Genomic DNA, 19,651 nt, shown 5'->3' on the forward strand with positions numbered 1-19,651 from the left:
ACTGTAACATTTGCGCCACAATCAGGCCATTTCCGACCTAATATGTTCAGAAATTGTGCAGGTCTGGATCACGCGCCGAAGTAAGACAACGTTGTAATCATAACTTCCCTTGAGGAAGCCGCGGCGATTTGTTGCACCGCACAACAAAATTACCCTGTTTCCGTCCGTAAGCGAGCATATGCTGGCTGCGAGTGAGACATGAGCTGAACACTAGATTCGGCCGCTCACACCACGGGAGGAAGTATATGAAACACCAAATGAAAATGTGGATAAGTGCGTCTTGCGTTGCGCTGGCAGTCGGTATGCCAGCCGTCGCGCAGGAGGAAGACGGGAGCGAGCTGCGCCAGTCGACTGTTACGGTTACTGGTTCGTTGATCGCGGGTACGCCAGAAGATGCCGCGCTGCCAGTCGACGTGCTGACCGCCGCTGAATTGAAGCTTGAGGGTTCGCCATCGATAACGGAACTGATCCGGAATCTCGGCGTGTCGTCGGGTGTTGATGGACAAACCAATCAGTTCGCCTCGAACGGCCTGGAAGGTACGTCCAACGTCAACCTACGCGGGCTTGGCCCAGCCAGGACACTGGTCCTGATCAACGGACGCCGCCAGACCTATCACCCTTATGCGATTGGCGAGCAGGCGCAGCTGTTCATTGACACGAACATGATCCCGAGTGCCGCAGTCGGCCGGATCGAGGTGCTGAAGGATGGCGCGGCCGCGATCTATGGTTCGGACGCCATTGCCGGCGTCGTGAACTTCATAACACGGTCAGACCTGGAAGGGTTCGAAATCGGCGCTGACTTCCAGCAATTCGACGGCACCGACGGCGAGTACAACATCAATGCCTCCTACGGCATGCAGGGCGGCAACTGGAACTGGGTCACTTCGGTAGGCTACAATTTCCGTCCGGAAGTGCCACTGCTGGAGAAGGACTGGGCGATCCTGCCTTATGCCGATAATCCGGTCGGCGGCTGGTCCACCCTGTCCAATCCCGGCTATTATGTGCCACTGGGACTTATTGGCGGCCAGGTCGGAGCAATCCAGGGTCCGACCGGCGACCTCGGCTGTGTTGATACGGGCGGCTTCGTCAATCCGGCTAGCGGCCTGTGCAACTTCAACTTCACCCAGTATGACAACCTGGTCGAGGAAGAGGAGCGCTACCAGGTCTTCTCCGAGTACAACCGGACCTTCGGCAATGGCATCGATTTCCACATCGAGGGCCTTTATGGCTACAGCGACGTGCCGTCTTGGAAGACGTCTCCGTCTTATCCGCCGCAGGAGCTTGCGACCCAAGTTGTTCCGGCCTCGCATCCTGGCTTCCAGCAATACATGGCCGACAATCCTGGTCAGTTCCCGGCCGGCACGCTGGCGGCGCTGTTTATCGGCCGTTCGTTTGGTTGGGGCGGTTACCCCGGATCGGATGGCGGACCGCAGGAAGGCTTCCGTACCTATGAGAGTTATCGTGTGGCCAGTGACCTGGCCGGGCAGTTCGACAATGGCATCAATTGGGATGCCGCGCTGAGCTGGTCGACCACGGAAGGCGAGCGGGTGACGAATGACACCTATATCGCTGGCTTCACCGCCGCTCTGAACGGATTTGGTGTCTGTACGGACCCGATCACGGGGAACGACCCGGCGACCGGAACCCAGCCCTATGCGGCCGGCTATGCCGGATCGCTGACGGCCGGTGCCGGCGGGTGTGAATATTACAACCCGTTCTCGAACGCGATTGCTGCCAACGGAATTACCGGTGTCGCGAACCCGAGCTATGTACCAGGCTTGGAAAACACCGAAACGCTGGCCGACTGGCTGACGGACGGTGTCGGCACCACGGTGACCACAGACCTTCTGGTATTTGATGCCTCCATGTCCGGCATGAGCGGCATCCAGGCCGCTGGTGGCGAAGTGGGCTGGGGCGTCGGCATGCAGGTGCGTCGGGAAGGTTATGAAGTCGTTCCAAACGACGTGACGAACCTGACCCTCAATCCGGGCCCGGGCGGCACGGGACCATTCTCCTTCTTGGCCGGTACGACGCCAGTGGATGAGGACCAGACCATCTATGCCGTCTTCGGTGAACTGCAGGTGCCGCTCTATGAGGACATAGATATGCAGGTGGCCATGCGCTACGAAGATTATGGTGGCGATGTTGGCTCGACCTTCGACCCAAAGGTTGCGATCAAGTGGCAGGCCAATGACAACCTCGCCCTGCGAGGTTCGGCCCAGACCTCGTTCCGCGGACCAACCCTGAACCAGCTGTCCGGCCAGGTCACGACCTTGCAGTTCGTCGGTGCAGCCTCGGCGTTCAAGGCGGTCGACCAGTTCGGCGATGCGGCCCTGAGCCCGGAATCGGCTTTCAGCTTCAATGTCGGCGCCCTGTATGACAACCAGAACGGATTCACCGCGTCGATCGACTACTACAATTTCGACTTCTCGGATCCGATCATTGTCGAAGACCAGTCGTCGATCGTGGGTGCCGCCGTTGCGGCCCTGGCGGCTGGGGACCTGGAGAACCCGATCCTGTCGCGGATCACCTTCACCGACAACAATGGTGACGGCATCAATACAGCCGATGAAATTGCCCGTATCAGGACAAATGTCGTGAACGGCCCGGACATTCAGACGTCCGGCATGGACGTCCGTGCCGAACAGGTCTGGGACATGAACACCTCAAGCTTCACCCTCGGCGGCGAAGCCAGTTATATCATAGAGTATGATGTGGACGATTTCGACATCGAAGGCGTGATGATTGCCGGCGGTGATCGGGTCGGCCAGTTCAACCGGTCGAATTTCTCCCGCTCGCTGCCGCAGCTCAAAGCCAACATCTTCGGCAACTATGAGATGGGTGATCACAACTTCCGCGCTGTGATGCGTTACATGGATGCATATGATGATGAGCGTGGCGACCTGACTGGCAACAACACGACGGAGATCGATAGCCAGACCACGTTCGACCTGTTCTACACTTGGCAGTCGACCGCTTGGGACCTCGACCTCGGTCTGTCTGTGGTGAACGTGACGGATGAAGATCCACCATTTGCACAGTTCGATCTGAATTATGATCCCTACACACACAATCCGTTTGGCCGTACATTCAAGATAAGTGTGACCAAGCGTTTCGGCGGCAGCAACTGATTGCCATCGAATGCAGCACTGGGGACGGCCTTCGGGTCGTCCCCTTTTTTATGCCGGGATGTCAGAAGGCGCCAAGTGCCCGGCCAGCTTCAACGCCGGCATCGCGGATAGCAACGCGCACGGCATCTGACAGGGCGGTCATGTTCATGAAGCCATGTACCATGCCCGGATGTTCGCGCACGCTGACGCGCACGCCAAAACTCGCCATCTTGTCAGCATAGGCGAGGCCTTCATCCTTGAGCGGGTCCCAGCCGCACAGTACGAAGTGCGCTGGCGGCAGGCCCTTGAAGGCATTCGGTTCTGCGAAGAGGGGCGAGACGCGAGGATCCATTCGTTCGGCATCATTCCCGATATAGGCATCGCGGAAATACTCGAACAGATTGGCTGATATGAAGAAGCCACCTTCCTGAAAGCTCATCTTCTTCGTCCGGATGTCCACAAACTGAACAAGCGGATAGAGCAACAGCTGAAAGGCAGGGCCCTTTTGGCCTGTCCGCAACAATTCCTGAGCCAGAAAGGCTGACAGGTTTCCGCCAGCGCTGTCGCCGCTGACCGCCAGCCGGTCCGGATCAACCCCGCACGTTTCGGCATGGGTGGTGATCCAGTTCCATGCGGCGAGGGCATCTTCATGGGCCGCGGGAAATTTGTGTTCCGGCGCGAGCCGGTAGTCGACCGCGATCACCCTGGAGCGCGCGCCTTCGGCCAGCCGTTTGCAGATCATGTCATGGCTGTCGAGGTCACCGAGCACAAAGCCGCCGCCATGAAAGAAGATGATTCCCGGACCAGGCGGAATGCCCGCGCCGAGGGGTGTGTAGATGCGTGCCTTCATCGGCCCGCCGGGGCCGGGAATGGTGATCAGCGAGATATTTGCCATCTCCGGGGCGTCACGCTCGATCGCGCGACTGGCGACATAGAATTGCTGGCGCAGACGATCGACCGAGCCTTTCCAGTCAACGGCGGAAAAGTCCGGCATCTGGAATTTGTCCATGAATTGGCGGAAGGTGTCATCGAAGCCCATGACAGGCTAAATGGGGGTAAATTCCGGCCTTGTGAAGACGGCAATACGCCGCCAAGATGACCATATGAAAACCGTTGACGTCTTTTGGTCGTTTCGTTCGCCCTATTCCTATCTCGCGACCAAGCGCCTTCGCAGCATGAGCAATGTCTGGGAAGTGCGGGTGCGTCCGCGTCCAGTCTATCCGATTGCCATTCGAACCCCGGAATTCTTCTCCGAAATACGGCCGCAATGGGTGCCTTATCTGATGAGGGATATTGTCCGCCTGTCGCAATATCTGGGGCTACCGCTCGGAGCGCTCAATCCGGATCCCGTCGTCATGAACATGATGACCCGCGAGATTTCACCGGACCAGCCGCATATTGGACGGCTGACCCGTATGGGCATTCTTGCATGTGAGGTTGGCGACGCCGAGGGGTGGGCCTTTATGGATGAAGTCTCCAGCCTGATCTGGTCAGGAGGGGCTTGGACCGAAGGGACCGCTCTGGCTGAAGCTGCGGCGCGTGCAGGGTTTGACCTCGCTGATCTAGACTCTCGGCAAGAAGCCGAGAAGGATCGGCTCGAAGCTTTGATTGCCGAGAACCAGGCTGCTCAGGACCCGCATCATTGGGGTGTGCCGCTGATGGTGTTCGAAGGGGAGGCCTTCTTCGGTCAGGACCGTCTGGATGTGCTGGAATGGCGACTGGAACAGTCTGGCGTGCAGCGCCTGTAACTTAGAAGCTCGACAAGTTCTTTAACTGGCTGAGGTCTCCGCCGCTGAAATCCGCAGAACGAACCATTTCAGCGAATGCGCGGCCCTTGGTCCCGTGGGGCAGGGTTTTCAGCGCGGTTACGGCGGTCGCGCCCAATTGGCACATATCGAGGGAAGCCAGCGCCGATTTCGACGGTCCTTCCGGTCCGGAGGCCAGCAGGAGTGGCATAATTTGTGGATCCGACATCAGGGACATCGCGACGCCCTGAAGTGCAGCTTCATCGCGAGACGTCAAGTTGCCGTGCTTTACGGGACGCGTTTGGGCGTCTTCGATGGCCACAAGCGCTATACTGATTGACGCAAAAGAATAGTCGGTCAGTTCGGAGCCAAGATCTGCGAGGTCGGATGCGGCGGCCATCTGACCCGACAGGCCTGACGCTGTGTTGAAGTCCTGATATCGGCTGCCTGCACACCAGCGATGTTTGGAACGCGAAGCGCTTTTGAGCTGCGACCGGGTCATATCCAGCCAGTCATCGACATGGCGCATATCAGCCTTTGCCAGGTCTGACTTGTGCCGGGCCAAAACCTTGCCAGCCTCTTCAATGGCAATTTTTGTATGATCGTATGCGTCGGCTTTGGCGAGCCGCCGATCCAGACTTGCGCGTGCCGCGGGATCGACGCGGCTGAGGGCGGACAGGAATGACTTGGCCGATTTTCCCGAGAACTCCGGATATTCCATTTCTGTTGTGCTGGCAGCGTCTTGCGCCTGGGCAAGTGTATGAGCGCTTCCCGGCGCAGCACGGTTCGCTGAATGAGGGAGGTGGAGCACAGCGAAGAATGCGCCTGNNCCTGCCACAACGGTCAGGGTGATCGCTCCGAAAACAAGCGTGTTTCCGCCTGATGATTTTTCCCCGCCTCGCGCGTCAAACGTCATTATACGTCCCCCGATACAACATAGGTTATATCGGGAAAATACTGACAAAGACTTATCGAGACTGAAAAACCCTGTTGCTTCAAAGACTTCGCGATTAGGTCGCGTCAGAAGTATCTCAGGCTTCGGCCCGTACTGCAGCGACCACTAGCGAAAGCGCACGGTGCATCAGTTCGTCATCCAGGGCCTCAGCCATGACCCGGATCAGGGGTTCCGTGCCCGATTTGCGTACAACCATCCGGCCGCGCTCGCCCAACAGCTCGTCCGCTTGCGTCAGGGCATCGCCCACGCCTGCGCTTTCAAGGGGATTGGAGCCATTGAAGGGAATGTTGACCAATTCCTGTGGTGCAGGCTCAAACACCCGCATGATACTGGAAGCGGGCAGATCACTGGAGGCGAGCGTCTTCAGCACCTGAAGTGCCGCCAGCAGACCGTCGCCTGTGGTAGAGACGTCGGACAGGATGATATGGCCGGACTGTTCGCCGCCCAGATTGAAACCATGTTGGCGCATATGTTCGCCGACATAGCGATCGCCCACTTTGGTACGGGCGAGGGTGAGATCCAGTCCCTTGAGATATTCGGCAAGCCCCATGTTCGACATGATTGTGGCGACCATACCACCCCCTTTGAGACGGTTGGCGCGATGCAGTTCGCCCGCGATGAGCGCCATGACCTGATCGCCATCCACTTCTTCACCCAACTCATCAATCACGATAACGCGGTCAGCATCGCCATCGAAGGCGATGCCAATGTCCGCACCCGTCTCAGTGACGGTAGACTTCAGCAGGCCGGTGGCTGTGGAGCCGACCCCTGCATTTATGTTCAGCCCATCGGGCGTGTTGCCAATGATTGTTACGTCGGCGCCCAGTTGGCGCAGTGCCGCCGGGCCAACTTCGTAAGCCGCGCCATGCGCGCAATCCAGGACGATCTTCAGGCCAGAGAAATCAATGTCCGTGCCCACCGTTTCAAGGCAGCGTTCCAGGTAGAGAGTGGTTGCGCCCTTCATGTGATGCGGCGTTGAAATGGCGGGTGGCGGGGCGAAGTCGCCTTCAAAGGCTGATGCCATGGCGGCTTCCAGAGCCTCTTCTTCGGCGTCCGTAAGCTTGATCCCTGCGGGACTGAACAGTTTGATCCCGTTATCGTCTGATTTGTTATGTGAAGCCGAGACCATCAGACCGAGGGCGGCCCCGGTCTCGCGTGTCATCAAGGCGACGGTAGGAGTGGGGACAATGCCCAGCAGCACGGGTTTGAGCCCCATACTGGTCAGGCCTGCAATCAAGGCTGCTTCAATCATCTGGCCTGAGCGGCGTGTGTCACGACCAATGACGACTTCACGACTGCCATTCGGGGCAAAAGTGCGGGCTGCAGCAATCGCAAGCCGCAAAGCGGATTCTGCGGTCATGGGCGGTGTGTTCACGCGCCCGCGTATGCCATCGGTTCCAAAATACTGTCGTGCCATGATCCAAATCCTTCGCCCGCGATTCTGGCAGGTCTGACGAGAAAAATCGAGATCGGTCCTCAGGCGGGGGTGACGTCGCCGTATACGATGAAATGCGGATTATCGTACCCTCGACCGGTCTTGCCATAGAGCAAGGGTGTGCCTTCTTCCGTCAGGACGCGGCCACCCGCGGCTTCCACAACAGCATGGCCGGCTGCGGTGTCCCATTCCATGGTGCGACCCATGCGGGGATAGAGGTCAGCTTCTCCTGCTGCTATCAGGCAGAACTTCAGCGAAGAGCCTGCACCCACCGTTTCGGCCACATTGAACTTGCTGAGCCATTCATTCGTTTCAGGTGAGCGGTGGGATTTGGACGCCACAGCGGTCAGGCCAACTTCGGGCGCAGGCCGAATCTTCAGCGCTTTGCGGACCGTTGGAAGCTCGCCGCCGGGTTCCGCCGTGGCTTGCCAGGCGGAATTGTGGCTTTCCGCAACGAACAGCCGGTTCTTGGCTGGCGCATACACAACACCCATGACTGGGCGGCCATGTTCTATGATCGCCACATTGACCGTGAATTCGCCATTCTTGTTCACGAATTCCTTGGTGCCATCGAGCGGGTCAACCAGCGCAAACCGATAACCATGTTCGGGCACCTTGCCTTCACTGAAGGATTCCTCTGCCACCACGGCGAGATCAGGTTCTGCCTCAGCGAGACCTTTCAGGATCAATTCTTCCGCGCGCTGGTCGGCTTCAGTTACTGGTGACGCATCGCCTTTGTGTTCCACGCCGAAGTCGCTCGCATAGATATCCATTATGAGCTTGCCGGCATCGAGGGCAATCCGGCCGAGTTGGTCCGCAGTAATCGTCACTATGTAGGGTCCCCTGATCAAATTCCGGCCCTTCCTGTCAGCCGCTCCGGGTTGAAGCAACCCAAAAATGGCCGCGGCGTTGACGCAGGAGGTCCGCATCGGCAAACTTGGCGCTCGGTCGTCAAAGAGGGTGAAGATGATCTCACGTCGACACATGATGCTTCTTGGAGGCGCTGCTGCCATGCCGTGGCCGGGGCATACCCAGGAAACGCCCGCAAAGCCTCGGATTGCCCTGATCATGGGGAATGCAGCCTATTCCAGTGGCATTGGCACATTGGCAAACCCGGTCAATGATGCGGAGTTGGTGGCGCAGGGGATTGCAAGTTGCGGCTTTCGACTCGTGTCAGGTGACATTGTCCGCGATGCGAACCGCTCAACCATGATGGCTGCGATCCGGGACTATGTGGACGTGCTGAAAGAAGCGGGTCCGGATGCGATGGGCTTTTTCTACTATTCCGGTCACGGGGCCGCGCGGGAGAACGAAGGCAATTACTTGATTCCGGTCGGAGAAAGCGACGTGCTGGACGATGCCCTGTGGGATGATTCGGTGTCGCTCGACTGGTTGATGCAGAAACTGGATGCGCTGGACGCCCCAAGCGTCGTGGCGATTGATGCCTGTCGAAATGTGCTGCAGCTTCCGGAGGCGCAGCGCTCGCTTGGCGGCGGCGAATCCTTCCGAGGATTACGCCGCACTGCCGGCGGGGCGGGGGAGCGCAACATGTTCCTGTCCTTTGCAACCTGGGAAGGCGAAACGGCCAGCGATGGCCGCGCAGATGATGGTAATGGGCCTTATGCCAGCGCGCTCAGCACGCGCCTGAGCAAACCGGCAACCACCGTTCGGGACATGTTCGAACAGGTGCGTCTCGATGTGTTGGAAAAGACTTTTCAGCGTCAGGAGCCCATGAATCTTTCGCGGCTGCAACGGCGGTCGTCTGACATCAAGATTGGCTCGTGGGAGTTGGACCGGGTCGAGATGACGCCGGGTGGAGCACGCTGGCCGCTCCGGCAAGCCCTGGTGATTGCGAATTCGTATGCAACATCACAGGCCTTCTCTCTGTCTGGTACCCATACGGACGGCGAAAAGGTTCGCGCCGCGCTGGAAGCCAGCGGGTACAGTACAGTGTATGTTCCCGACACTGAGTATTCGGACTTTTTCAGTCATGTGGATGCTTTCATTGATCGCTTGAGAGTTGCCGGGCCGGCTGCCGTGGGGCTTGTCTATTTTGCGGGATACGGCACCGATATTTCCGGAGACAATTACCTCATGATGGAAGGCGAACTGCCGCGTAATAAATTCGAGGCGGCACAGTCATCGGTTCGACTTGGTGACCTGGTTACGCGTCTGGAAAGTTCATCCGCCCAAGCGATTATGGTTTTGGCGGATTGCGGGCGTCCATTTAACGGAATGGGCCACCGGGGCGGTGATCCCGGCTTCAACGAAGACTTTGGTCGGGACAATGTGGTCGTCGCATATGCGGTTGCGCCGGGCACACATCGATTGAACCCGCAGACGGATTCGGAATTTGCGGGCTCCTTCTCCCGGATAATCCAGTCCGAGGACCGAATTGATATCGAGACGGTCATGCGCCGCGTTGCGTTGGATGTTCAAGCGCGCACGGACGGGGCGGAACGGCCCTGGTTCCAGACGTCTCTCGACCTGCCGATCTTTTTTCGGGCGGATATCCGTCCAGAGGACGAGACCACACAGATGGGGCCGGAGGACACGTATGCTCCGCCGTCCGACCCGTACCCTTAATTGCTCTTGATCACGTCCAGCAGTTCGACTTCGAACATCAGGTCGGCATTTGGCGGGATTGGACCGCCCGGTGTGCCTTGCGCGCCATAGGCGATATCTGACGGGATATACATCAACCAGCGATCACCCGGCTTCATCATGGCGAGCGCCTCTACCCAGCCGGGGATCAGGCGATTGGAAGGGAATGTTTCCGGTTGCCCGCGCTGAAAGGCGCTGTCGAACATCTCGCCGGTCTCCACAAGGCGGCCTTCATAGTAGACAGCGACCATTTCGCCATTTACCGGGCTCCCGCCAGCGGCATCTCCGCTCTCCAGCACGACGAATTGCAGGCCCGACTCCGTTTTCTGAACTTCCGGCAATTCTGGATTCCAAGGTGTGTACTTCTCCCACGCTTCGGCGTCGGCGGATTTCGGTTCCATCACTTCCACCAGTTCAACCTGGAAGACGAGATCGTCACCAGCCTTGATGACATCACCGCGATTGCGATTGCCATAGGCCAGAGCGTTCGGAATGTAGAACAGGTAGACGTCGCCTTCAGTCATCTGTTGCAGACCCTGCGTCCAGCCCGGGATGACCTGATTCAGGCGGAACATGGAGGGGGAGCCGCGATCATAGGAGGAGTCGAACTTGTCGCCGCCAGCCGTGCGGCCTTCATAATGCACGCGCACCATGTCTGTCGGAACAGGACTGGCACCGCCATCGGGGCCTTCTTTCAAAACGATATATTCCAGACCACCCATGCCGGTTTCCACGTCAGAACGTTCAGCGTCCCAAGGTAGATAGGTTTCAAATGTTGCATCCAGGTCAGCGGTGTCGGGAGTGCCGCCGCAGGCAACAAGCAGAGTGGCCGCGAAGGCTGCGATTATGGTCCGGATCATGTAACTCTCCAGTTGGCTGGGATGTTCAGGCGGGTTTAGTCAGGTCTCGCCACCAAGTCACCTTGGCGGCTGATATATCGATCAAAGTGAGCGCGGAGGATAGCCTGCCTGCGCCAATGCATCGATCACTTCCTGCGTATGCTGTGCGTCGCGTGTCTCAATCAGGATATCGAATTCGGCTCCCTTGGCGGGCACATCCAGCGCGATCCGATTGTGCGCAACTTCCATGATGTTGGCACCCTGGTCGCCAATAATCTTGGAGACGAGTGCGAGCAGGCCGGGCCGGTCGTCGCCGATGATCCGGATAGAAGTCAGGCGGTGTTCACGGACGAGAGCGCGTGTCAGCACTGAGGACAGCAAGCGCGTGTCGATGTTGCCGCCGCAGAGCACCAGACCGACCTTTCGGCCTTGAAAGCGGGCGGGATGAGCGATCAAGGCTGCGAGGCCCGCTGCGCCTGCGCCTTCGGCGATGGTCTTCTCGACTTCCGCGTACAGCGTGATGGCGCGCTCGAGATGTTCTTCTTCAACGAGAACGATGTCATCGACCAGTTCGGCGCAGATCTGACGGGTCAATTCACCCGCTTCCTTCACGGCAATGCCTTCCGCGATCGTGGCGCCGCCGGTTTTTGGCGTTTCGCCACGAAGCGCGGCGTGCATACAAGGATACATCGCCGCCTCGACGCCGATGATCTGGATGTCCGGTTTCAGGGCCTTTGCCGCAATGGCGATGCCGCTGATCAGTCCGCCGCCGCCAATCGGAACGACCAGCGTGTCGAGGTCTGGTTGGGCTGTCAGCATTTCCAGTGCGATCGTGCCCTGGCCCGCGATGATGTCTGGGTCGTCAAAAGGGTGCAGGAAGGTAAGATTGTCGCGCTCGCAAACCTCCATTGCATACTGTTTGGCTTCGTCGAAGATCAGTCCCTCCAGCAGAACGCGTGCCCCGTGGCTCCGCGTATGCTCGACCTTGCTGAATGGGGTGGTCTTGGCCATCACGATGGTGGCCGGGATACCCAGGCGTCGCGCGTGATAAGCCACGCCCTGAGAATGGTTGCCGGCAGAGGCCGCGATCACGCCACGTTGCTTCTGATCGTCGGTCAGTTTCGACAGCTTGTTGAGCGCGCCGCGCTCCTTGAAGGCGGCGGTGAATTGCTGGTTCTCGAACTTCACCCACACTTCTGCGCCGGTAATATGAGACAGGGTCCGAGACAGGTTCAACGGTGTATGAACGATCTGGCCTTCGAGCAGGCTGGCGGCCGCTTCGATATCGGACAGGGTCACGGGAAGGTCTGTTGTCTGGGTGTCGGGCATGATGAGCCATTCTTGAGGGTGCAAAACGCGCGCACCCTATGCTCGCGGTTCGGCAAGGGCAAGGCTGGAACTACTCCTGCCCGTCGAGGCTTTCAATCCATTCCCGGACCAGCAACAGGCCGTCTTCATCAATCACGCTGCGGCCGAGTTCCGGCATCGCGATGCCCGCTTCGTCAGAGGCCATGCGAAAGACCAGGATCGACTGGTCGGGCTGACCCGGTTCTACGACCATGCTCCGCCCGCCTGAGCCGCGCCCGGCAGCAGTCGGATGTTTACCGAGACCAAGCTTTACAGGCTCGGTTTCGGTCCAGCCGAGCCAGAGGCCGGAGTTGGAGGCTAATCCATCCGCCTTGTGGCAGTGGGCGCAGTTTATATCCAGATAAGCACGGGCGCGGGACTCGACCGGAAGGCGCGTCTCCCAGACAGGAGGGACCACGGGTGGATGAGCCGGAACACCATCGATTATGCCGCGGGCCTGCCAGTTGGAGAGTTGGCTGAAACCTGTCGGCCCGTCATGATTCAGGTTTCGCGCTTTTGGCCCGATCGGTAGAACCGAATCTCCGCTTTGGTGGCAGGTCTTGCACTGGTTCTTGTTCGGTATGGCGTAACGAATGCCCAAAGGCGTTCCGGAAGGATCGATCATGTCGATATTGAGTTGCTTGCCCGCAGGCGCGTAGGTCGCCTCCGTACCGGACGCGTTCCAGATATAAGGAAACGCGGCCCAACCATCTTCCTTGTGGATCAGGAGCCTTGTCTCCACCTTGTACCGGTCTGTCTCGGGCGTGCGCATGTCCGGCGCGAAGGAAAAGGTTTTTACCAGCACGGTACCGACAGGAAAGCTGAAGACATCCGTATCCGAGTAGATTGCCTGTTCGCCACCGGGCACGAAAACAAAGCGATGCTTTACGGCGTGGTCGGAAAAGAGGGGGTTTACGAGGTCATATGCCAAAACCCGGTTTGCGGGCGTTTCGGCGGCACGGTCTGTAAACAATCCGTATTCTGATAGCGTTTGGGCGGGTGTGTCGCTCAGGATTGTTTCGAGGGATGGCGCGGCCGTATGATCAAAACCGCCGCAGGCCGTCACCAGCGGGCAGGCAATCAGAAAAAGGCGCGCAATCATCGTGTCGACCGCTATTTTTCATCCTGTGGCAGTACGACTGCCGATGGTTGCTCCGCTGGCGCAGCGTCGGGACGCTGGTTGGATGGGGCGATGCTGGCTGGATCGGCAGGATACTTGCCAATGCCCAGATCGATGAAGCCAACCGACTCATCCTCCTGAATGGAGATGTTGGTTGTCGGAACACTGCCGCCTTCCCATGCCACTACGCCATCGCTGACGATTTCCGGCAGGATGCCTCCCATGGCTTCGGCGATGGGTTGCAGCATGCCTTGGGGGTCGTCGCCGCCGCCAGAATAGGAATTGCCAACAAGTACGACATCGCGAGGCACAGGGTTGTATGCTTCGTCACTGAAGGGTTCGGGATAGGCTGTCATCAGAATGTGCGCCGAGCGATTGTTTGAAAAATTGTTCGAAAACACATGCACGTTACGGTTGGCCATGATGATGACGCCCGTTCCGGATGGTACGCCCGCCACGATATTGCCGGCAGGGGCGAAATTGCGGGTGTTGTTGTCGATGATCTGATTGTTGAAGATGCGCGTTGAGTGCCCGCCCGTTTGCGGCAGGTCAGGCAGATCGAAAACAAGAATTCCGCCAGTATTGTGCTGGGCAATATTTCCGTAAACGTCCGCATTCATCGAATTTTCGATCTCGATGCCGGCAACATTGTACTCGGCGACCGAATTGCGAACGATGATGTTTTTGGATTGGCCGACATAGATACCCGCATCGGATGCACCGCGTACGACAACGCGCTCGATGAGCACGTCTCGTGATTCGACCGGGTATACGCCGTATGCGCCATTGCTTTCGTCGGGATCGCCAGACCATTCCACGATCAGGTCACGATAGGTGATCCGGTCCGCTCCTTTGGATTTGATGCCGTCGCCCTTGGTGTCGCGAATGGAGAATTCAGCCAGCGTGACATCGTCCGATGTAACCAGAAGGCCCTCGCCGGCACCGGTTTGGCCGGAGAAATCGAGTATGGTCTTGTCCGATCCCGCGCCAATAAGCGTGATGCCGTTCACGTCGAGGGAAAGGCCGGTTTCAAGTTGGAAGTGGCCTTCAGGAAGCTCGACGGTGCTGCCGGAAACAGCCTCGATGAGGGCTGTCTGCAAATTTGTGGCAAAATCTCCTTCGGCCGAAACTATGCCAGCGGCAGGGGCGGCATCATCTTTTGGTGCGGAATCGCCGCATGAGGCCAGTGCGGCAATACTCAAACACACAGAGCCCAGAATAATGCGTTTCAAAGTTCAACCCTCCCCTTGGTTTGAATCGAATTTCAATCCAAGGGGAGGGAAAGGCAAGTATTAGTTTGAAATCGTATCCTAGTGCACGCTCAGGGGTTTGAGGTCGTGCGACCGGGCGGCAGCAAAGGCGGCTTCGCGCCCCTGGACTACGGCCAAGTGGACTCCGTCGGCAGATGCCACGACGAACAAATCTTCAGGTTCGTCGATCTGGTCGATGGCGTTCGCGGGAAGAATCCCTGAAAGCTCTCCGGCATCAAGATGGCGGATATATACGAAGGCATCGTTTTCAAACGGGTTCGTTTTCAGTTCTGTTGTCATCGCTCCAATCCTTTCCGTCGCAAGAGACAGACATGCCGAACGTCGGAACGATCTGTTCCACTGTTCACAATAAAGGTGGGGGATAAAGGTTCCCGTTCAAGGCCGGCATTGGGGCATCTTGAAGGCATCGCATCACGATGATGTGCTGCTGTGCAGCCGTAATATTCATGCGAGGTTCAGAAAACGGGCTACCCGCGCGAGCCCGGTTCGGGCGAGGAAGGAAATGGTGGAGCCAGACGGAATCGAACCGACGACCTCTTGCATGCCATGCAAGCGCTCTCCCAACTGAGCTATGGCCCCGAACCGGAAGCGACGCAGTTACAACCGTCGCTCCCGTGATTCAAGTTTATTTTTCATCATCCTCGTCATCGAGCGGCAGATCGTCGTCGTCATCATCGTCGACATCTGCGTCGATTTCGAAATCGGTATCGTCGTCGTCATCCAGCAGGACGTCATCGTCGTCATCGTCGACACCCTCCTCGTTGAAGCCGGCAGGAACCTTGGCGGGCGTGTCGCCGTCCTCGTCGTCTTCGGATGCGCCTTCCAGGATCACTTCTTCTTCGTCGCCGCCAAGCTCTTTGGCGACTTCCTCGTCGACTTCATCATCCTCGTCCTCATCATCGTCATTGGCGCGGGCGGCGGAGTCGTCCTCGTCGTCATCATCCTCGTCATCATCTTCGGTCTTGACCGCGGCCTTGGCAGCCTTGGCCTTCACTTTCGTGATCGTGGTGCGGATGACTTCGTCTTCCGGGTCAAACTCCTCGCCGCACTTTGGGCAGACGCACGGACGTTTGTTGAGGTCGTAGAAGCGTGCCTCGCAGGACGGGCAGACCTGTTTGGTTCCAAGTTTGTCTTTCGACATGGGAGACAGCCTCCTTTAAGTCTTCTCTGAATTTGATATGGCCGGGCGCTTGCCATGAACGCCTCACGCTGTCAAAGCCCCATTTCACGTCGTCAATCAACCACGGAATGTACCTGAAATGGTCTGGACCAGCCGACCCGTTAAAAGTCTCAAGGGCGTTATACGAGCGCCGGGTGATAAATCCTGCTCTCACAGGGCACTAATCTTCGGGGGGCTCGCGGTAGGAAAGAGCCGGTTTACCGGGCTTCTGGAGGGCGAAGATGTGCTCCGCACGGGCTGGGCAATGGAGGCCCTGGGTGCAACGGTAAAACAAACGGGGCCGGGTGCCTGGGAAGTTACCGGTGTTGGGGAAAAAGGACTGACCCAGCCGACCAAATTACTGGATTTTGGCAATTCCGGAACAGGTTCACGCTTGATGATGGGGTTGGTGTCCGGCTATCCGATCAATGTGGAGATGACCGGGGACGAGAGCCTGCGCTCACGCCCCATGAATCGTATCCTGAAACCCTTGCGCCTGATGCGGGGCCTCGACACGGCCGGGCCGGACGGTCAGTTGCCCTTCGCAATTGTCGGGACCGAAAGTCTCAAGGCGATCACTTATGTGCCTCCTGTTGCGTCGGCTCAAGTGAAGTCGGCCGTATTGCTGGCGGGACTGAACGCAGAAGGCACCACCATTGTCGAAGAAGCGCGCCAGACGCGCGACCATACCGAACGCATGCTGCGCGGCTTCGGTGTCGAGGTTGGCACTGAGCGGATTGGAAGCGAGGGTGTCCGCGTTTCACTGGCGGGTGGACAGATGTTGTCGGCCATTGATGCGGCCATTCCGGGCGATCCATCTTCCGCCGCCTTCCTGGTCGCGGCCGGTATCCTCTCGCCGCTGGGCGATGTGATGGTTGAGGGTATTATGTCCAACCCCACACGTTCCGGCTTCTATGATGTTGCAAATCTGATGGGCGCGCATCTGGGCGCGGAGGAAATGGGGGATGCGGCTGGTGAACGTTTGATCAACATTCATGCAGGGTCGGCGCATCTTTCCGGCAAGGCGGTGCCGGAACGCCTTGTGCCTTCGATGATCGATGAATTCCCGATCCTGGGTGTCATGGCGGCCTTTGCGGACGGCGAGACAATTGTAACCGGCGCCGAAGAACTTCGCGTCAAGGAGTCGGACCGGATCGGTGCCGTTGTTGCCATGCTGCGTGCCAACGGTGTTGAGGCCGAGGAACGCCCGGACGGGTTCGCGGTCCAGGGCTGCGGCGGACCGCCTCCGGGAGGTGGTCTGGTCGAGACCCGTCATGACCACCGCATCGCGATGAGTGCGCTGGTCATGGGAACGGCGTCCCAGAAGCCCGTGCACGTTGACGACATCTCGATGATCGCGACGAGCTATCCGGACTTCCTGAGCCATATGGCGGAGTTGGGTGCGGAAATATCGGAAGGCTGATTTCCGCAAGGTCAAAATTGACCAGACCCGATAAGCGGGCATCTTGGTCAAATGACAGACCTCAACTCCCCCCTGACTCTTGCGCACGGCCCAGCCCTGAAAAACCGGTTCATGCTGGCCCCTCTCACCAATCAACAGAGCCATGCGGATGGCCTGCTAAGCGCCGACGAGATCCGTTGGCTTTCGATGCGTGCCGAAGGCGGCTTTGGCCTGACCATGACGGCGGCGGCGCAGATTGATCCCCATGGTATCGGTTTTCCGGGCCAGTTGGGTTGTTATGATGATGCCCACTTGCCGGGACTCCGCGAACTTGCCGCGAATATCAATGCCGCAGGCAGCCACTCAGTGGTGCAGTTGCATCATGCAGGCATGCGCACGCCGCATGAGTTGATCGAGGGGCAGCAACCAGTCTGTCCGTCTGATAATGAGGAATTCGGCGCGCGGGCGATGACGCTTGCTGAAGTGGAGCAGGCGCGCGACGATTTCATTGCAGCGGCGGTCCGGTGCGAAGCGGCAGGATTTCATGGCGTCGAAGTGCATGGGGCGCATGGATACCTGCTCTGCCAATTCCTCAGCGCCGAGATTAACAAACGCGATGATCACTACGGGGGCAGTCTGGAAAACCGGGCCCGTCTGACCTTCGAGATAATCGACGGCATCCGTGCAGCCTGCGGGGACGATTTTTCGGTTGGCATGCGTCTTTCGCCGGAAAGGTTCGGCATGGACCTGATGGAGGTTCGTGAAGTTGCACGGCGGGTCATGGCCGAGGGTCAGATCGACTATCTGGATCTTTCACTATGGGATGTATTCAAGACGCCTGTTGATGAAGCCTATCAGGACCGCCGGCTCGTCGACTGGTTCACCGACTTGGAGCGGGGCGAGGTTCGGTTGGGCGCGGCTGGAAAGCTGACCACAGCCGCGAAATGCCGTGAAGCGGTTGAGGCTGGTCTCGATTTCGTTGTGGTCGGTCGGGGGGCGATCTTGCACCATGATTTCCCAATACAGGTATCCGCCAATCCGGATTTCGAGCCGACAGCGCTACCGGTTTCGCGCGCGCATCTGCGCCAGGAGGGGCTGGGCGAGAGCTTCATCGACTATATGAGCGGCTGGAAAGGGTTTGTGGAGGCGACGGCAGCCCCGGCTTGACTTGCCCCTTGGGATCGCTCACTTCCCGCCCCCATGATTATCGCCATTGATGGAACTACGGCGTCGGGCAAAGGCACGATCGCGAAGCGGCTATCGGCCCATTACGGCCTGCCGCACATGGATACGGGGCGACTGTACCGCGCGACCGGTGTTGCCGCGATGCGTGCCGGGGTTGCACTGGATGATGCAGATGGCGTCGCAGCGGTTGCCCGCAGCCTGGATCTTGCCGATTTCGACGAGGCCGACCTTCGCACAGCTGAGGCCGGCAAGGCAGCAAGCGTGGTGGCGGCGATAGCGGAAGTTCGCCAGGCTCTCTTCAAACTGCAGAGGGCTTTTGCAACCCAGCCGCTGGGTGCCCTGCTCGATGGCCGGGATATCGGAACGATTATCGCGCCGGAAGCAGATGCGAAGCTCTGGGTAGACGCCAGCGTGGAAGTGCGCGGTGCGCGACGCTGGAAGGAACTTTGCGGCCAGGGAAGTGACATCGCCCTTGAAACGGTGATCGAGCAATTGCGCGTTCGCGACCAACGAGACCAGTCTCGTAAAGACGCCCCGGCCGAAATGGCGGCAGATGCTGTCTTGATAGATACGACCGACCTGACTATAGAAGCCGCAGTGGAAAAGGCGATTGCGGCTGTTGAGGCGGCGATGGCCCGTGGAAACCGCGCCTGAAGGGGCTGCTCTCATATTTGAGAGACCTCAAATCCAAACAGGCCGCACCACTTCAAATGCAAGAGACCACGCTCTCGGGTTGTTCTGAGCAGGCTGCAATAGTGCACGCCTGCCTTGAGCCGTTCGACCCGCCCGAAGGAACCCAAATGTCAGATAACTTCAATCCCTCGACCGACGATTTCGCAGCAATGTTTGAATCGTCCACGGCCGCCAGCGCAATGCAGGAAGGCCAGGTCATTCCGGCCACCGTCATTCGTATCGACAATGACGCCGTGCTGGTTGATATCGGTCTGAAGACCGAAGGCCGCATCCCGGTCAAAGAATTCTCGATGGAAGACAAGGAGCCGGAAGCCGGCGACATCGTTGATGTCTACCTTGATCGCATCGAAAACGCCCTTGGCGACGCTGTCTTGTCCCGCGACAAGGCCCGCCGCGAAGAGCGCTGGATCAAACTGGAAAAATGCTTCAACGCCGAAGAGCCTGTCAAAGGTGCTATTTCCGGCCGCGTCAAAGGTGGCTTCACGGTCGACCTTGGCGGTGTGAACGCCTTCCTTCCCGGTAGCCAGGTGGACATCCGCCCGGTTCGCGACGTTGGCCCACTGATGGGCGAAATCCAGCCATTCCAGATCCTCAAGCTGGACCGTGCTCGCGGCAACATCGTTGTCTCGCGGCGCGCAATCCTCGAAGAGAGCCGTGCCGAACAGCGCGCCGAGATCGTTTCCGACATGGCAGAGGGCGACGTCCGCAAGGGTATCGTCAAGAACATCACCGATTATGGCGCGTTCATCGACCTCGGCGGCGTCGACGGCCTGCTGCACGTCACCG

Annotated in this window: 16 protein-coding genes and 1 tRNA gene; 7 read left to right on the forward strand and 10 right to left on the reverse strand. The window is 58.6% G+C overall.

What is annotated here, in order from left to right; genetic code table 11:
* Nucleotides 1–245: 245 nt before the first annotated feature.
* Nucleotides 246–3,131: a TonB-dependent receptor domain-containing protein gene (locus B3Z17_RS03630; RefSeq protein WP_286828581.1), complete on the forward strand. Its 2,886-nt coding sequence runs from the start codon at nt 246–248 to the stop codon at nt 3,129–3,131.
* 61 nt (nt 3,132–3,192) lie between these two features.
* Here B3Z17_RS03630 and B3Z17_RS03635 read toward each other — a convergent pair whose 3' ends face one another.
* Nucleotides 3,193–4,149 (reverse strand): alpha/beta hydrolase, encoded by a 957-nt coding sequence (locus B3Z17_RS03635; protein WP_286828582.1) that lies wholly within the window; start codon nt 4,147–4,149, stop codon nt 3,193–3,195.
* 64 nt (nt 4,150–4,213) lie between these two features.
* Here B3Z17_RS03635 and B3Z17_RS03640 point away from each other — a divergent pair, with 64 nt between their 5' ends.
* Nucleotides 4,214–4,858 carry a DsbA family protein gene (locus B3Z17_RS03640; protein ID WP_286828583.1) on the forward strand — a complete coding sequence of 215 codons (645 nt, stop codon included), beginning with the start codon at nt 4,214–4,216 and terminating at the stop codon, nt 4,856–4,858.
* Between the two features lie 1,028 nt (nt 4,859–5,886).
* Here the strand turns inward: B3Z17_RS03640 and glmM are convergent.
* Both glmM and cysQ read right to left on the reverse strand, forming a co-directional pair.
* Nucleotides 5,887–7,227, reverse strand: coding sequence for a phosphoglucosamine mutase (gene glmM / locus B3Z17_RS03645; protein WP_286828584.1), 1,341 nt, complete (start codon nt 7,225–7,227; stop codon nt 5,887–5,889).
* 59 nt (nt 7,228–7,286) lie between these two features.
* Nucleotides 7,287–8,078 carry a 3'(2'),5'-bisphosphate nucleotidase CysQ gene (cysQ, locus tag B3Z17_RS03650; protein ID WP_414672761.1) on the reverse strand — a complete coding sequence of 264 codons (792 nt, stop codon included), beginning with the start codon at nt 8,076–8,078 and terminating at the stop codon, nt 7,287–7,289.
* A gap of 133 nt (nt 8,079–8,211) precedes the next feature.
* Here cysQ and B3Z17_RS03655 point away from each other — a divergent pair, with 133 nt between their 5' ends.
* The gene (locus tag B3Z17_RS03655; protein WP_286828586.1) at nt 8,212–9,831 is read left to right on the forward strand and encodes a caspase family protein; all 1,620 of its coding nucleotides are present in this window, start codon (nt 8,212–8,214) and stop codon (nt 9,829–9,831) included.
* Here the strand turns inward: B3Z17_RS03655 and B3Z17_RS03660 are convergent.
* The 7 genes from B3Z17_RS03660 to B3Z17_RS03690 all read right to left on the reverse strand — a co-directional run bounded on the left by B3Z17_RS03660 (nt 9,828) and on the right by B3Z17_RS03690 (nt 15,567).
* Nucleotides 9,828–10,709: an FKBP-type peptidyl-prolyl cis-trans isomerase gene (locus B3Z17_RS03660; protein WP_286828587.1), complete on the reverse strand. Its 882-nt coding sequence runs from the start codon at nt 10,707–10,709 to the stop codon at nt 9,828–9,830. The two genes, B3Z17_RS03655 and B3Z17_RS03660, sit on opposite strands and share 4 nt — an antisense overlap.
* 81 nt (nt 10,710–10,790) lie before the next feature.
* A complete protein-coding gene (locus B3Z17_RS03665) occupies nt 10,791–12,017 on the reverse strand; it encodes a threonine ammonia-lyase (protein WP_286828588.1) in 1,227 nt (408 codons plus the stop codon).
* A 70-nt stretch (nt 12,018–12,087) separates the two neighbouring features.
* Nucleotides 12,088–13,137 (reverse strand): SO2930 family diheme c-type cytochrome, encoded by a 1,050-nt coding sequence (locus B3Z17_RS03670; protein WP_286828589.1) that lies wholly within the window; start codon nt 13,135–13,137, stop codon nt 12,088–12,090.
* Nucleotides 13,138–13,148: 11 nt separating this feature from the next.
* A complete protein-coding gene (locus tag B3Z17_RS03675) occupies nt 13,149–14,255 on the reverse strand; it encodes a parallel beta-helix domain-containing protein (protein ID WP_286828590.1) in 1,107 nt (368 codons plus the stop codon).
* 210 nt (nt 14,256–14,465) lie between these two features.
* On the reverse strand, nt 14,466–14,705 hold the full coding sequence (locus tag B3Z17_RS03680; protein WP_206991666.1) for a DUF1150 family protein: 240 nt from the start codon (nt 14,703–14,705) through the stop codon (nt 14,466–14,468).
* A gap of 224 nt (nt 14,706–14,929) precedes the next feature.
* A tRNA-Ala gene (locus B3Z17_RS03685) sits at nt 14,930–15,005 on the reverse strand.
* Nucleotides 15,006–15,051: 46 nt separating this feature from the next.
* Nucleotides 15,052–15,567, reverse strand: a complete 516-nt coding sequence (locus B3Z17_RS03690) for a TIGR02300 family protein (protein ID WP_286828591.1) — start codon at nt 15,565–15,567, stop codon at nt 15,052–15,054.
* Nucleotides 15,568–15,685: 118 nt separating this feature from the next.
* On the opposite strand from B3Z17_RS03690, the gene aroA reads away from it, so the two are divergent.
* The 4 genes from aroA to B3Z17_RS03710 all read left to right on the forward strand — a co-directional run.
* Nucleotides 15,686–17,008, forward strand: coding sequence for a 3-phosphoshikimate 1-carboxyvinyltransferase (aroA, locus tag B3Z17_RS03695; RefSeq protein WP_286828592.1), 1,323 nt, complete (start codon nt 15,686–15,688; stop codon nt 17,006–17,008).
* Between the two features lie 51 nt (nt 17,009–17,059).
* Nucleotides 17,060–18,154, forward strand: a complete 1,095-nt coding sequence (locus B3Z17_RS03700) for an NADH:flavin oxidoreductase (protein ID WP_286828593.1) — start codon at nt 17,060–17,062, stop codon at nt 18,152–18,154.
* Nucleotides 18,155–18,187: 33 nt separating this feature from the next.
* Nucleotides 18,188–18,826 (forward strand): (d)CMP kinase, encoded by a 639-nt coding sequence (gene cmk / locus B3Z17_RS03705; protein ID WP_286828594.1) that lies wholly within the window; start codon nt 18,188–18,190, stop codon nt 18,824–18,826.
* 146 nt (nt 18,827–18,972) lie between these two features.
* A partial coding sequence (locus B3Z17_RS03710; protein ID WP_286828595.1) for a S1 RNA-binding domain-containing protein occupies nt 18,973–19,651 on the forward strand: 679 nt, incomplete at its 3' end.

This window comes from Kordiimonas sp. UBA4487 (genome assembly GCF_002389025.1).
In the GTDB taxonomy this organism is placed as follows: Bacteria; Pseudomonadota; Alphaproteobacteria; order Sphingomonadales; family Kordiimonadaceae; genus Kordiimonas; species Kordiimonas lacus.